Here is a 15,247-nt window from a genome sequence, read left to right on the forward strand (position 1 = left end):
ACGCAAAAAGGCCCAGGTCAGAAATTCCTGACCTGGGCCTTCACTGAGCCGCCTGCGGGATTCGAACCCGCGACCTACGCATTACGAGTGCGTTGCTCTGGCCAACTGAGCTAAGGCGGCACCGCTGCCGTGTGTGGCGGCAACGCGGGCCAGTCTACACAGGTTCGCGGGTGATCCGTACTCGGTATCCGGGGGCGGTGGTCAGGCGGAGGAGACGGCGAGTTTGGCGGCGAAGCCGGCGAAGAGGACGGCGACGCCGCTGGTGAGGGTGGCGGAGAGGCGCTTGCGGCGGCTGAAGGCGGTGGCGAGGGTGGTGCCCGCGAAGATGAGGAGGGAGAGGTAGAGGAAGCTGAAGGTCTGGAGGATGCCGCCGAGGAGGGCGAAGGAGAGGGCGGGCTGTCCGTAGGCGGGGTCGACGAACTGGGTGAAGAAGGAGAGCAGGAAGAGGATGGCCTTCGGGTTGAGGAGGCTGATCACCAGGGCCCGGCGGAAGGGGTTCTCGGTGGATTCGGGGGCGGGTTCGGCGGTGGGGTCGGCCACGGCGCGGCGGTCGCGCCAGAGTTGGCGGGCGGCGCGGAGCATGCCGTAGCCGATCCAGAGCAGGTAGGCGGCGCCGCCGAACTTGACCACGGCGAAGACGGCCGGGTTGGCCTTGAGCAGGGAGGCCGCGCCCAGCGAGGTGAGGCTGATCAGGGTGAGGTCGCCGATGAAGACGCCGGCCGCGGCTCGGTAGCCGGTGCGGATGCCCTTGCGGGCCGCGACGGACAGCACGTACAGGGAGTTGGGGCCGGGCAGCAGGATGATGACGAGGGCGCCGAGGACGTACGTCGCCAGGTCGTTGACTCCGAGCACGATGAGCTCCGGTGCAGGGGAGGATGGCAGGGGGCGCTCATCGTAACGTCGTACCGGTAATCGGTTGAAGTGAGAACCACCTGTCGGTCTCCCGGCTCCGGGCGCGCCCTACCGGTCGCAGCGCTTGCCCTGTTCCGGGGCCTCCCCGGTCAGCAGGAAGCGGTTCACCGCTCCGTCCACGCAGGTGCTGTGCCGGCCGTACGCGGTGTGGCCGTCGCCGTCGAAGGTGAGCAGGTGGCCGGACTCCAGCTGGTCGGCCAGCGACCGGGCCCAGGCGTACGGGGTGGCCGGGTCGCGGGTGGTGCCGATGACGACGATCGGGGCGGCGCCGGCCGCGCGGATGGTGTGCGCCGTACCGGTGGCCCGGACCGGCCAGTACGCGCAGGTCAGGGCCATCCAGGCCATGTCGCGCCCGAAGTGCGGCGAGACCCGCTCGAACTCCGGCACGGCCCGCTGGACGTCCTCCGGCCCGCGGAACGGGGCGGGCAGGTCGAGGCAGTTCACCGCGGTGTTGGCGAACATCAGGTTGGGGTACGAGCCGTCCGCCTCGCGCCCGTAGTAGTCGTCGGAGAGCTTCAGCAGACCGGTGCCGTCGCCCGCCTTCGCGTCGGCGAGCGCGGCGCGCAGCTTGGGCCAGAGGAAGTCGGCGTACATGGCCTGGATGACGCCGGTGGTCGCCTGGGACCCGGTGAGCCGGCGGCCGCCCTCGGCGGTGGACAGCGCGGCGGCGCGGACGCCCTCCAGCAGGGCGGTGAGCTGCTCGCCGACCTGCTGCTCGGTGCGGCCGAGCGGGCAGTCCTCGCGCGTGGCGCAGTCCCGGGCGAAGGCGGCCCAGGCGGTCTCGAAGCCGCCCGCCTGGGTGCGGTTGCCGGTGGCGGAGTCGAGCGCCGGGTCCATCGCGCCGTCCAGCACCAGCCGTCCGGCCCGGCTCGGGAACAACCCGGCGTAGGTGGCGCCGAGGAAGGTGCCGTAGGACTTGCCGACGTAGTTCAGCTTCTCGTCGCCGAGCAGGGCGCGCAGCACGTCCATGTCGCGGGCGCCCTCGACGGTGCCGAGGTGGCCGAGCGCCGCCCCGGCCTGCTTCCGGCAGCCCTCGGCGAACTCCTTGTCGGCCGCGATCAGCGCGTCGATCCCGTGTTGGTCGCCGGGGGTCAGGTCGACGGCGGTGTAGGCGTCCATCCGGTCGCCGCTCAGGCAGCTGACGGGGCTGCTGCGGCCCACCCCGCGCGGGTCGAGGCCGACCAGGTCGTACCGGGCGCGCACCCCGTGGTCGTACGTCCGAGCGGCGGCCTCCAGGTACTCGATCGCCGAGCCGCCGGGCCCGCCCGGGTTGAGCAGCAGGGAGCCGAGCCGCGCGCCCGGGGAAGCGGGCGGGGAGGCGGAGGGGGAGGCGGCTTCCGCCGCCGCGCGGGCGGCCGCCAGGGTGAGGTCGCCGTCCCCCGGGTGGTCGTAGTCCAGCGGCACCCGGAACGTGGTGCACTCGAACCCGCTGTCGCAGGGCTGCCAGGCCAGGTGTTGCGCGTAGTACGGCGCGAGCGCGGCCGGGACGGCGGCGGGCAGCGGCTCCAGCGGGGTCGCCCCGGCGGCCCCGGCAGCCCCGGACGCCGCCGCGGCCGCCGGGGCGGAGGGCCTGCCGGAGCCGGCCGGGTCCGACGGGGACGCTCCCGGCGCCTCGGACGGATCGGCGCCGCACCCGCCCGCCAGCAGCCCGGCGACGACCAGCGCCGCAGCCAGTGCCCGCGTCCGTGCCTGCTCCCGCGTCCGCGTCCGCGTCCGTGCCCACGCCCGCCCGAAGGCCCTCATCCGCCACCACTCCGCAATCGACCAGCACGTGGAACAACCCGTGGAACAACCAGTGGAGCACCCCGGAGGAAACGCCGCTGCCCGGCACCCCTCCCCCGGGGTACCGGGCAGCGTAGCGCCGCCGGACGGGCACTCAGGACGGCTTGGCCAGCGCCTCGGCCAGGAACTGCGCCGCCTGCCGGACCAGCCGCAGCCGCTCCCGGTCGGGGGTGAAGTCCTGCACGTTGTCCGAGATCCGCACGTCGGCCTTGGCCGCCGCTCCGGGGCCGGCCTTCAGCGCGGACTGGAGCTTGCGGGCCGCGTCCAACCCGGCGGAGTCGGCCTTGGCGGCGGCCAGCAGCAGCTTGGCGGAGCTGCCGGCCGGGGCCTCGGCGCCGGTCTGGGTGAGCGCGATGGCGTCGTAGCGGCCAGAAACCGCCGCGGCCGCGCCGTACAGGTCGGGCCGGGACAGTCCGGCGGCGGCCGCGCAGGGCGCGCCGCCGTCGACGCCGAGGGCGCCCCAGGAGGCCGGGCCGGGCGGCAGGGTGCGGAAGGAGGCCGCGATGGTGCCGCGCAGCGTCGCGTCGTCGGCGACGGCGGCCGGGGCGGCGGCGACCAGCTCGCAGGGGTGCGCGGTGCCGTTCGGCGCCTCGGGGGCGACCAGGATGAACGGGCGGGTCCTGCCGGCTTGGAGGGCCGAACCGATGCCCTCGAAGACGTCCGGGACCTCGGCGTCGGCGGTCTTCTGCGGCGCGGCCGCGTGCATCACGACGACCGGGAAGTGGGTGTTCGGCTCCTTGGCGTACTGCGGCGGGAGCCAGACCCTGACGTTGCGGGGGTGGCCGTCGGGGCCGAGCACGGCGGACTGGAGCAGCTCGCCGCCGCCGGGGTGGCCGACGCTGTCGAAGCGGCTGGCCACGGCGGGAGCCGCAGCGGGTCCGGCGGCTCCGACAGCTCCGGCCGCTCCGACGGCGGCAGGGGCGACCGGGGCGGCGCCGGCACCGGCGCCGGCACCGGCAGCAGCGGCCGACTCGGCGGCCACCGGCGGCGCCGCCTGCTGCGGCCGGGCCGCCGTCCCCGCACCGCTCCCGCCGCCCGACCCCGCCCCCGATCCCGCGCCCGCGCTCCCCGCGTCCACCACCGGCTCCGCCCGGTCCGGCGCCTGGACGTCCCGGCCGAGGCCGCCGAAGGCGCCGAGCGTGGTGAGCACCGTCAGGGCGGTGACGCACACCCCGCAGACCATCGCCCCGGCCGCCCGCACCAGCATCGGCAGGCGGTCGCCGGCCAGCTCGTAGGTCTCGGCGGCGCGCAGGTCGCGCCAGCGCTGTTGGGCACCCCGGGCCAGCCAGATCCCGCCGAGGGCGGCGGCCAGCAGGGGAATGACGAGGAGCGAACGAACCACGGGACGCACCACCTCTGGAGGGGGCCGCGCCGAACCGGAACCGGCGCGTACGGGAGGCGACCGCCCCGGCAGCGGGCGCAGTCGGCCCCCAGCGTGCACAACGGGCGGACCGTCACACGACGGTGTGCCCGGCGAGTGTCGCTCGTTCACTCGAAGGTGGGACGGCGTATCGCCCCGGGAGGCGTACGGGTACCGCCCGCCGGAGCAATCCAGGAAGAACGGCCCCGCCCGGCCCTCAGCCCGCGCGCAGCGCCACCGTCATCGCCTCGACCGCGAGCAGCGGGTCCACGTTGCGGTCCAGCGCCTGGCGGCAGGCCAGCACCGCCTCGATCCGGCGCAGCGTGCCCTCCGCGGGCCCGGCCTGGGCCACCCGGTTCAGCGCCTGCCGCTGGTCCTCGTTGGCGAGCGCGCCGGTGGAGCCGAGCTGGATGGCGAGCACGTCCCGGTAGAAGCCGAGCAGGTCGAGCAGGGCGACGCCCAGGGTCTCCCGGCGGGTGCGGGTGGCCCGGCTCTTCTGCCGCTTCTCCAGCTCCTTGACCGCGCCGGCCATGCCGCGCGGCGCCTTGCTGCCCTCGGAGGCGCCGTAGGCGGCCTTGAGGTCGTCGGTCTCCTTGGCGTCCTGGGTCTCGGCGAGCGCCTCGGCATCGGCCTTGGCGGTGTCGACCAGGCGCTGGGCGGCGGTCAGGCAGCCGCCGATGTCGCCGACCTCCAGCGGGATGCGCAGCACCTCCGTCCGGCGCGTCCGGGCCTGCTCGTCGACGGCGAGGCGGCGCGAGCGCTCGATGTCGCCCTGACCGGCGAGCGCGGCGAGCCGGGCCGTCTCCGGGTCGACGCCGTCGCGGCGGACCAGGGTGTCGGCGACCGCCTCGGCCGCGGGGGTGCGCAGCACCAGCAGGCGGCAGCGCGAACGGATGGTCGGCAGCACGTCCTGGACGGAGGGGGCGCAGAGCAGCCAGACGGTGCGCGGGGAGGGCTCCTCCACGCCCTTGAGCAGCGCGTTCGCGGCGGCCTCGGTGAGGCGGTGGGCGGCGTCCACCAGGATCACCGACCAGCGGCCGCCGGTCGGGTAGCTGGAGGCGCGCATGACCAGGTCGCGCATGTCGCCGACGCCGATGGAGAGGCCGTCGGTCCGGACGTACTTGACGTCGGCGTGGCTGCCGGCCAGCACGGTGTGGCAGCCGTCGCAGAACCCGCAGCCGGGCGTGCCGCCGAGCGCGAGATCCGGACTGGTGCACTGGAGGGCGGCGGCGAAGGCGCGCGCGGCGGTGACCTGCCCGGCGCCGGGCGGGCCGGTGAACAGCCAGGCGTGCGTCATCAGGGAGGCGTTCACGCCCTCGACCGGGGCGGCCCCGCGACCGGCCTCGATCGTCGCCCCGGCCGCCCGGGCTGCGGCGGTCAGCTGCTCGACCACCCGCTCCTGGCCCACCAGGTCGTCCCAGACGGCCACTGCTGCTCCCAAGCTCCGTACGGCAGCGCCAGTGGCGCCTCTTCCCCGCCGTCGAGCATACGTCTCCGCTCCGACACCCACTGCTCCGTCCGGGGGACGGCGGAGGACACGGCGGACGAGAAGGCGGACGGGAAGGCCGGTCCCGCGGCGACGGACCGACACCCGACGAACCGACACCCGACGGACCGCGGCCCCACCGGCGACCGCCCGACGGAACGTGGCGGCGCCGCCGGGGACCCGCCCCGACGGCGCCGCGCACGCGTGTCCGGTCAGCCCCGGCGGCCCCAGCGACGGCCCTTGCCCTTGCCGTCACCCTCGCCCTGGGCGTTCCCACGGCCCTCGGGCCGCTCCGCACCGCCCTGGGCGCCGCTCTGCGGGCCGCCGTACGAACCGCCCTGGCCCGGGCCGCCGTGCTCCCAGCGCGCCCACTCGTCGTGCGAGCCGAGCAGGGTGTCGGTGAGGCTCGGCAGGTCGTCCATCGGCGTCTCCTCGGCCCACTCCGGCCGCGGCCGCTCGGCGGCCGGCTGCGGCTGCGACGGCGACTGCGGCCCGGAAGCCGGCTCCGCGCCGATCACCGGCAGCTCACGGGTGCTGTCGACCGGCTCCGCGCGCCTCGGCGCCTGCGCCGCCCGGCCCTCGGCCCGCCCTTCGGCGCGGCCGTCCGTACGGCCCTCAACGCGCCCGGGCTCGATCCGCGGCAGCACCGCGGTCCGGTCGGCCTCCGCCGGGACCTTCGGCAGCACGGCCGTCTCGTCCACCGCCGAGGCCGGTACCACCGGCAGCCTGGTGGTCTCGTCGACCGCACCGGCGGCCCGACGCGCCTCGGCAGCCTTGCGCGCCTCGGCGGCTTCGGCCGCCCGGACGGCGGCCTGCCGGTCCCGCGGCGACAGCTCGCGCGTCGCCTCGTCCCCGAGCCCGCCCGACGAGGCCTGAGCCGCGTCCCGCGGAGCGTCCTTCGGGATGTCCCGGACCGCCCGCAGCTCCGTGGTCGCCTCCCCCGACGCCGAACCCGAGCCCGAACCCGAACCCGCCGCCGAACCCGAACCCGCCGAGCCCGAACCCGAGCTGGAACCCGACCCCGGCCGCCCCTCGGCCCGGCCCTCCGCCGACTCCGCCGCGGCGGCCGCAGCCGCGAGCGCGGCGGCCTGCGCCAGCCGCGCCTCCTCGGCCCGCTGGAGCGCCTCCTCCGCCCGGCGCCGCTGCTCCTCGCGGGCGAGCTCGCGCTGCCGCTGGAGCTCGGCCTGGGCAGCCGCCTCGTCGGCGATCCGCTTGCGCTCGACGGCCTCCGCGGCCAGCCGGGCCTCCTCGGCCGCGCGGAGCTTGGCCTCCTCCGCAGCGCGGCGCTCGGCCTCCTCCGCGGCCCGTCGGCGCGCCTCCTCTTCGGCCTTGCGCCGGGCCTCGGCGGCGGCCCGCTCGGCCTCCTCCTTGGCCAGCCGCTCCTTCTCCGCCTGCTCGGCCCGCAGCTGCGCCAGCACCTCCTGCCGCTTGCGCTCGGCGGCCTCCTCCTCGGCCTTCTTGCGGGCCTCCTCGGCGGCGCGGCGCTCGGCCTCCTCCTTGGCCAGCCGCTCCTGCTCGGCGCGGGCGGCCTTCTCCTGCTCGGAGAGCGGCAGCTCGCGGTCGAGCCGGTGCCGGATGGCGGTGGTGACGAAGTCGGGGGCCTGGCTGCCGTCCACGACCAGGTAGCGCGCCGGGTCGGCGGCGGCGAGGGAGAGGAAGCCGGCCCGGACCCGCTGGTGGAACTCGGTGGGCTCGGACTCCAACCGGTCCAGCGCCTCGGTGAAGCGCTCGCGGGCCCTGGTCGGGTCGACGTCCAGGACGACGGTCAGGTCGGGCAGCAGCCCGCCGGTGGCCCAGCGGGAGATCCGGGAGACCTCGGTCGCGGCCAGGTCGCGCCCGGCGCCCTGGTAGGCGATGGAGGAGTCCATGTACCGGTCGGTGATGACCACGGCGCCGCGGGCGAGGGCCGGCCGGATGACGTTCTCGACGTGCTCGGCGCGGTCGGCGGCGTAGATCAGCGCCTCGGCGCGGTGCGACAGGCCGGTGTTGCCGACGTCCAGGACGAGGCCGCGCAGCCGCTGGCCGACGGGGCTGCCGCCGGGCTCGCGGGTGAGCACGACCTCGTGCCCCTTGCCGCGGATCCACTCGGCGAGCGCCTGGGCCTGGGTGGACTTGCCGGCGCCGTCGCCGCCCTCCAGGGCGATGAAGAAGCCGGTGCCCGCACCTTGGTGCGGCACCGGGCCGCCCGCGCCGCGCACCGAGTCCACCAGGTCCCGGACGAACGGCGCGGTGCCGCGCCGGTCGTCGGTGCGCAGCAGCACGACCGCGGCGAGCACCAGGGTGAGCAGCCCGGAGGTGGCGACGGCCAGGGCCGCGCCGCCGTGGATGAAGGTGAAGGAGCCGGGCTCGACGGTGCCGTACTCGACGTCCCCGTAGGCGGCGGCGATCAGCGGGACGACGACCAGCGCGGCGGCGACCACGGCCCGGAGCACCGCGAACAGGTGCTCGGTGACCTTCGGCAGCCGGGCCTCCTCGACCTCCTGGGCGAGCAGGGTGCGCCCGGCCGAGACCACGATCCCGGCGGCCAGGCCGGCCAGCACGGTGAGCAGCAGGACCAGCACGAAGTCGAGCACCAGGCCGGCCAGGATCAGCGCGACGCCCTGGGTGAGCAGTGCCAGCGCGAGCAGTCGGCGGCGGGACAGCGAGGGCAGCGTGGCCCGGGTGAGCCGGGTGCCCAGGGCGGGCGTCCCGGCGGCGGCGAGCACCAGCAGGCCGTAGCCGATCGGCCCGGCGCGGTGCTCGGCGGCGGTCAGCAGCGCGAGCGCGGCGACGCCCGCCATCGAGGCGTAGCCGGCCGCGACGGCGAAGGTGAAGTACGGGGCGCTGCCGGTGCGGCCCTTGCCGAGCGCGGGGCCGGGGGTCGCGTCGGTCGGGGCGCGCAGGCCCTGGAACGGGGAGACCGGGGCGACGGTCACCGGGCCGCCGGGCAGCTGCTGGAGGTAGCCGCGGACCGCCGAGGCGGCGAACAGGCCGGCCGCGCCGAGCGCCGCGAAGGTGAGCTGGTGGGCGCGGAGCCAGTCGGAGCCGACGGCCGCGCCGATGTTGTTGAGCAGGGTGAAGGCGACCAGGCCGACGGCGCCGAGCGGCACGGTCACCCAGCCGGTGAAGCGGTCGATGCTCCGGACGCTGTCCAGGTTGGCCGCGGCCGGGCGCTGCTCGGCGGCCGGCAGGTGCGGGTTGGCCGGCGGCAGCAGGCCCGGGACGGCGGCGGACTTGGCGATCCCCCAGACCCGCTCGGCGGCACCGGTCACGAACACGGTGGCGAGCAGGACGTAGACGGCGGCCCCGGAGGGCTTGGCGGCGGAGCCCAGCCAGACGCTCCACCAGGGCGCGAGGCCGATCAGCAGGGCGCGCAGCACGTCGGCGCCGAACAGCGTCCAGCGCCGGTCCAGCCGGCCGGTGACCAGCCGGTGCACCGGGCCGAGCAGCGCGACGCCGACCAGCCCGGTGGCCAGCACCCGGACGGCGAGGACCGCGGCGAGGGCGAAGGCGAGGCTGCGCGGCAGGCTGCCGAACTGTCCGCCCTGGGCGGCGGCGATCACGGTGAGCGCGAGCAGCACCAGCAGACCGAGCCGGTCGGCGGTGCCGCCGATCAGCTGGGTGGTCCACAGGCGCCGGTAGGCGCGTGTCCGCAGCAGGGCCCTGGCCCGGTCCGCCGGGCTCCCGGCGGGCACGACCTCGGGCAGGTCGAACGCCCGGGCTCTGGCGGCCGGGACGGCGCTGGGGGTGGGCTGCTCCTCGCTCGTCATACGGTCAGCGTAGCGGGCGGGGCCTGGCCGGAACGCTGCGAACGGGCTTCCGGATCGCGCTCATCACCGGGTTGTGACGTAGCCCGCACGGACCCGACGGACCTCGGGCCCGCACCCCCGGGATCGGGGGCACGGGCCCGGCTGCCGCGACCTGGGATCAGCCCTCGTCGGTGGCGGTGGCCTGGCCGGCCGCCGTCTTGCTCGCGGTGGTCTTCTTTGCCGCCGTCTTCTTCGCCGCCGCCGTCTTGGTGGTGGTGGTCTTCTTCGCCGCGGTCTTCTTCGCGGCGGTCTTGGTCGCCGCGGTCTTGGCGGTGGTCGTCTTCTTGGCCGCGGCCTTCTTCGCCGGGGCCTTCTTCGCCGCCTTCTTCACCGGTCCGCGCGCCCGCTTCTCGGCGAGCAGCTCGTACCCGCGCTCCGGCGTGATGGTCTCGACCTCGTCGTCCTTGCGGAGCGTGGCGTTGGTCTCGCCGTCGGTCACGTACGGGCCGAAGCGGCCGTCCTTGACCACCACCGGGCGCTCGCTGACCGGGTCGTTGCCCAGCTCCTTGAGCGGCGGGGCGGCGGCGGCCCGGCCGCGCTGCTTGGGCTGGGCGTAGATCGCCAGCGCCTCGTCGAGGGTGATCGTGAAGAGCTGGTCCTCGTCGGTGAGCGAGCGGGAGTCGGTGCCGCGCTTGAGGTACGGGCCGTAGCGGCCGTTCTGCGCGGTGATCTCCGCGCCCTCGGCGTCGGTGCCGACCACCCGCGGCAGCGAGAGCAGCCGCAGCGCGTCCTCCAGCGTGACGGTGTCCAGCGACATCGTCTTGAACAGCGAGGCGGTGCGCGGCTTGACCGCGTTCTTGCCGGTCTTCGGCGTGCCCTCGGGCAGGATCTCGGTCACGTACGGGCCGTAGCGGCCGTCCTTGGCGACCAGCATGTTGCCGCTGACCGGGTCCGCGCCGAGCTCGAAGTCGCCGCTGGGCTTGGCCAGCAGCTCCTCGGCCAGCTCGACGGTGAGCTCGTCCGGCGGCAGCTCGTCCGGGATGTCGGCACGCTGGCCGGGCTCGCCCTCGACCGTCGAGGCGCGCTCGACGTACGGGCCGTAGCGGCCGACCCGCAGGGTGATGTCGTCGCTGACCCGGAACGAGCTGATCTCCCGGGCGTCGATCGCGCCGAGGTCGGTGACCAGTTCCTTCAGGCCGCCCAGGTGGTCGCCGTCGCCGTTGCCGGCCTCGGCGGCGCCGCCCGCGGCGCTGCCCTCGCCCTCGCCGAAGTAGAAGCGCTTCAGCCACGGCACGGACTTCGCCTCACCGGCGGCGATCCGGTCGAGGTCGTCCTCCATCTTGGCGGTGAAGTCGTAGTCGACCAGCCGGCCGAAGTGCTTCTCCAGCAGGTTGACCACGGCGAAGGAGAGGAACGACGGGACGAGCGCCGTCCCCTTCTTGAAGACGTACCGGCGCTGGATGATCGTGTCGATGATCGACGCGTAGGTGGAGGGGCGGCCGATCTCCCGGTCCTCCAGCTCCTTGACCAGCGAGGCCTCGGTGTAGCGGGCCGGCGGCTTGGTGGCGTGGCCCTCCGGGGTGATCCGGTCGGCGGCCAGCGGGTCGCCCTGGGCGACCTGCGGCAGCCGACGCTCGCGGTCGTCGAGCTCGGCGTTCGGGTCGTCGGCGCCCTCGACGTAGGCCTTGAGGAAGCCGTGGAAGGTGATGATCTTGCCGGAGGCGGAGAACTCGACGTCCCGGCCGTCGGCGGACGTGCCGCCGACCCGGACGGTGACGGACTGGCCGACCGCGTCCTTCATCTGGGAGGCGACGGTGCGCATCCAGATCAGCTCGTAGAGCCTGAAGTCGTCACCGGTCAGACCGGTCTCGGCGGGGGTGCGGAAGCGGTCGCCGGACGGGCGGACGGCCTCGTGCGCCTCCTGCGCGTTCTTGACCTTGCTGGCGTAGGTGCGCGGCGCGTCCGGCAGGTAGTCGGCCCCGTACAGCTGGGTGACCTGGGCCCGGGCGGCCGAGACCGCGGTGTCCGACAGCGTGGTGGAGTCGGTACGCATATAGGTGATGAAGCCGTTCTCGTACAGCTTCTGGGCCACCTGCATGGTCCGCTTCGCGCCGAAGCCCAGCTTGCGGCTGGCCTCCTGCTGGAGCGTGGTGGTGCGGAACGGCGCGTACGGCGAGCGGCGGTAGGGCTTGGACTCGACGCTGCGGACGGCGAACGCCGTCTGCTCCAGGGCGGCGGCCAGCTGACGGACCGCCTGCTCGTCCAGGTGCAGGGTGTTCGCGCTGGCGGCCTTCAGCCGGCCGTCCTGGCCGAAGTCGCGGCCGCTGGCGATCCGCTTGCCGTCGACGGCGGCCAGCCGGGCGCCGAAGGTCTCCGGGTTGGCGGCGTCGGCCGGGGTGCGGCCGGTGCCGAAGGTGCCGACCAGGTCCCAGTACGAGGCGGTGTGGAAGGCCATCCGCTCGCGCTCGCGCTCGACCACCAGGCGGGTCGCGACGGACTGCACGCGGCCCGCCGACAGCTTCGGCATGACCTTCTTCCACAGCACCGGCGAGACCTCGAAGCCGTACAGGCGGTCGAGGATGCGGCGGGTCTCCTGGGCGTCGACCAGGCGCTGGTTGAGCTCGCGCGGGTTGGCCACGGCCTCCTGGATCGCCGACTTGGTGATCTCGTGGAACACCATGCGGTGCACCGGCACCTTGGGCTTGAGCACCTGCTGGAGGTGCCACGCGATGGCCTCGCCCTCGCGGTCCTCATCGGTGGCGAGGAAGAGCTCGTCGGACTCCGCGAGCAGCGACTTCAACTTGCTGACCTGGGACTTCTTGTCCGCATTGACCACGTAGATGGGCGCGAAGTCGTGATCGACGTCCACCCCGAGGCGACGCACCTCGCCGGTGTACTTGTCCGGCACCTCGGCCGCGGTGCTGGGGAGGTCGCGGATGTGCCCGACGCTCGCCTCGACGATGTAGCCGGGGCCAAGGTAGCCCTTGATCGTCTTCGCCTTGGCCGGCGACTCGACAATGACGAGTCGCTGTCCGTGCGCGGTCTCGCTGCTCGGGGACACCTTCGCTCTTCTCTCCCGGTCCTTATGTGGCTGGTCGGCGCCGGCCGCACGGGCTGCGCTCCGCCCGACCCCTCCACCGTCCCGGGGCTGCCGCGGCACGACACCCCCACCAGCGGAGTGTGACCGTACCCCGGCCACCCTTGTCAAACGGACGGATCCCGCTTTTTCACTTGCCGGCCTCACCGACGCCACTCGAACGGTAACCCGATGACGGAGGTTCGCGCCCCGTGGAGGGGGGCCTTCGGCAGGTTCCGGAGGATGGAATGACGGATTTCAAGATCTGTCAACGGAAAATCGACAGGTGGGCACGGGATGGCGTGAATCCGCCCTGGGCACCCGCCCCCGGATCTGCCTCCGGCCTCTCCGGATCCCTCGCGGAGTGCGGGGCTCAGCCGCCGACCGCGACCAGGAGCCCGGCGCCCGCCGCCAGACACCCCACGCCCAGGACGCTCCACAGCAGGTCGACGACGGCCGCCCGGCCGACCTCCCCGGGCGCCAGCACCACCCGGCTCGGGCGCCGCGGGTCGTAACAGATCCGCACCGAGGCGCCTGGCGCGAAACGGTCCGGACGGCGCAGCGGGGTGTGCCCGCGCGGGCGGGCGATCACGAGCCCCGCGATCCCGCACGCGCCGGAGCCGCCCACCGAGGGCGGCACCGAGAAGGACAGCAGCGGCGCACTGTCCAGCTGGCCGTGCACGTCGTCCTCGGCCACCACGGTGGCCACCGCCGACGCCCCCCGGCGGCGCACCCGCAGGCGCAGGCCCACTTCGGCGGCGCACCAGAGCAGCAGCACGCCACCGAAGAGGGCGAGCACCGACCCGCCCACCATCGCCGTCGTCGTGTCCACCTCTGGCCCCCGGCTCCCCAGCTCTGTCCACAGCCTGTGGACAGAGCTTCACAGCGGAGGACCAACGGGAGACAGCCGCCCGGCGGCGGTCGGACGAACCAGGGGGTACGGACCGGTGAACCGGCCGCGTCGCGGCGGGATCGGTCCCGCCGCGATCAGCGGCGCCGGTCCCGGCGGGGCAGGCCCGGGCGGGGCGGGCCTCGGCGGCTCCGGTCTCAGCGGACCGGGTCTCAGCGGACCAGGTCTCAGCGGACCGGGTCTCAGCGGACCGGGTCGATGAACCCCTGCTCGGTCAGCAGGCGCAGCGACTCCGGCACCCGGTCCCGCAGGACCACCCGGTCCTCGCCGAGCAGCCGCGCGATGGCGTCCACGATCTCGCCCGCCGACAGCGTCCCGTCGCAGACCCCGACGAAGCCAGCGCCCACGGTGTCCACCTTGGTGGCCCGCCGCATGCCGCGGTTGTGACGCAGGATCACATGCTCCGGGTCCTCCGCACCGGGCGCGCCGACCTGCTCCTGGACCACCTCGTCGGCCAGCACGTACCGGGCCGCGAGCAGGCCCGCGTCGTCGCGCGAGCGGAGGAAGTCCTGCCGGTCGAACCAGGCCTCGATGTGCGGGCCGAGCGGTTGCTCCACCGGGTGCGGCCACTCCTCCACCCGGACGGTCGGACGCTCGGCGCCGCTCGCCCGCAGGGTGATCCAGCCCATGCCGATGCCCTCGACCCGGCCCGCCTCGAAGGCGTCCAGCCACTCGCCGTACCGGGCCTGGTAGTCGCCGCCGGGGCCGCGGTGGTCGCCGCCGTCGCGCAGCCACAACTCGGCGTACTGGGCCACGTCCTGGACCTCGCGCTGGACGACCCAGGCGTCCAGCCCGGTCCCCGCGACCCAGCCCGCCAGCCGCTCGTGCCAGTCCTCGCCCTTGACGTGCTGCCAGTTGGCGAGCAGCTGGCAGTAGCCGCCGGGCTCCAGGTGGTCGGCGGCCGAGCGGACCAGGCCGCGGCACAGGTCGTCGCCGGCCATGCCGCCGTCGCGGTAGGTGAACCGGCCGCCCGGCGAGATCACGAACGGCGGGTTGGAGACGATCAGGTCGAACTTCCGCTCCCCGACCGGCTCGAAGAGGCTTCCAGCGGACACCTCGGTGCTGTCGAAACCGGACAGCGCCAGGGTCAGCTCGGTGAAGCGCAGCGCGCGCGGGTTGAGGTCGGTGGCGGTCACGGTCCCGGCGTGCCGGGCCGCGTGCAGCGCCTGCACGCCGGAACCCGAACCGAGGTCCAGCGCGGCCCGGACGGGGCGGCGCACGGTGATGTTGGCCAGCGTGGTGGAGGCGCCTCCGACGCCCAGCACCAGGTCCTTGCGGGCCACCCCGTGCGCGGTCTCACCGGAGCCGATGCCGCCCGCGCCGCCCACCGCGCAGCCCAGGTCGGAGACCACCCAGGCATCCGAACTGGGCATCCCGGCCACCTCGTTGGCGTACGGCCGGACGTCGACGGTGGCGCGCACCAGATCGCCGTCGGGGCGCAGCCAGCCGTCCGCCAGGCAGTCCTCCACCGGCAGTGCGGCGGCGGCCGCCCGGTACGGGACCGGCTGCTGCAGCAGGAACAGCCGCACCAGCGTCTCCAGCGGGCTGCCACCGCGGGTCGCCCGCAGCGCCGGGACCGCCTCGCTGCGGGCCAACGCCGAATAGCCGGTGGGCCCGAGCAGGTCCAGGCAGCCGTCGGCGGTGAACGAGGCGGCGAGCAGCGCCTCGCGGAACTTGGCGAGGCGGGTCGGGTCGAGAACGGGGCTACTGATCACCCCGCCATTGTCCCCCGCCACCCACCCGGTGGCCGCCGCTGCGCCCCGCGGCCGGCGGACGGAAGCCCGCACCACCCCGCGCGCCCCCTGGAAGCCACCACGCGCCGCCCTGCCGGGGGCACCGAGTCGTTCAGCGGCGGGCCTGTGGCAGGGGCGCCGGATCACGGGACGGCGACTCGCGGGACGGCGACTCCGGGGGCGGCGTCTCGCCGTCCCCGTCACCGGGCCCGTCCCCGGTACCGGGGACGGGCGCGTTGGACCCTCCGGTCCGCACGGGC

At 75.2% G+C, this 15,247-nt stretch carries 8 protein-coding genes and 1 tRNA gene; all 9 read right to left on the reverse strand.

Features of this window, described 5'->3' with window-relative positions; genetic code table 11:
- Positions 1-46: 46 nt before the first annotated feature.
- The 9 genes from ACWDCZ_RS09415 to ACWDCZ_RS09455 all read right to left on the reverse strand — a co-directional run bounded on the left by ACWDCZ_RS09415 (position 47) and on the right by ACWDCZ_RS09455 (position 14,969).
- A tRNA-Thr gene (locus ACWDCZ_RS09415) sits at positions 47-120 on the reverse strand.
- 81 nt (positions 121-201) lie between these two features.
- Entirely contained in the window at positions 202-852 is a 651-nt protein-coding gene (leuE, locus tag ACWDCZ_RS09420) for a leucine efflux protein LeuE (RefSeq protein ID WP_449815622.1), read from the reverse strand.
- Positions 853-960: 108 nt separating this feature from the next.
- Positions 961-2,655 (reverse strand): alpha/beta hydrolase, encoded by a 1,695-nt coding sequence (locus ACWDCZ_RS09425; RefSeq protein ID WP_449815623.1) that lies wholly within the window; start codon positions 2,653-2,655, stop codon positions 961-963.
- A gap of 133 nt (positions 2,656-2,788) precedes the next feature.
- A complete protein-coding gene (locus ACWDCZ_RS09430) occupies positions 2,789-4,036 on the reverse strand; it encodes a hypothetical protein (RefSeq protein WP_449815624.1) in 1,248 nt (415 codons plus the stop codon).
- 235 nt (positions 4,037-4,271) lie between these two features.
- The gene (locus ACWDCZ_RS09435) at positions 4,272-5,483 is read right to left on the reverse strand and encodes a DNA polymerase III subunit delta' (RefSeq protein ID WP_049660729.1); all 1,212 of its coding nucleotides are present in this window, start codon (positions 5,481-5,483) and stop codon (positions 4,272-4,274) included.
- Between the two features lie 269 nt (positions 5,484-5,752).
- A complete protein-coding gene (gene tmk, locus ACWDCZ_RS09440) occupies positions 5,753-9,289 on the reverse strand; it encodes a dTMP kinase (RefSeq protein WP_449815625.1) in 3,537 nt (1,178 codons plus the stop codon).
- 157 nt (positions 9,290-9,446) lie between these two features.
- On the reverse strand, positions 9,447-12,329 hold the full coding sequence (gene topA / locus ACWDCZ_RS09445) for a type I DNA topoisomerase (protein ID WP_074001774.1): 2,883 nt from the start codon (positions 12,327-12,329) through the stop codon (positions 9,447-9,449).
- 388 nt (positions 12,330-12,717) lie between these two features.
- Positions 12,718-13,176 carry a DUF3592 domain-containing protein gene (locus tag ACWDCZ_RS09450; protein ID WP_117488501.1) on the reverse strand — a complete coding sequence of 153 codons (459 nt, stop codon included), beginning with the start codon at positions 13,174-13,176 and terminating at the stop codon, positions 12,718-12,720.
- A gap of 260 nt (positions 13,177-13,436) precedes the next feature.
- Complete coding sequence (locus ACWDCZ_RS09455) at positions 13,437-14,969, reverse strand: DUF7059 domain-containing protein (RefSeq protein ID WP_117488503.1); 1,533 nt, start codon at positions 14,967-14,969, stop codon at positions 13,437-13,439.
- Between the last annotated feature and the right edge of the window lie 278 nt (positions 14,970-15,247).

The organism is Kitasatospora sp. NPDC001225 (assembly GCF_053597855.1).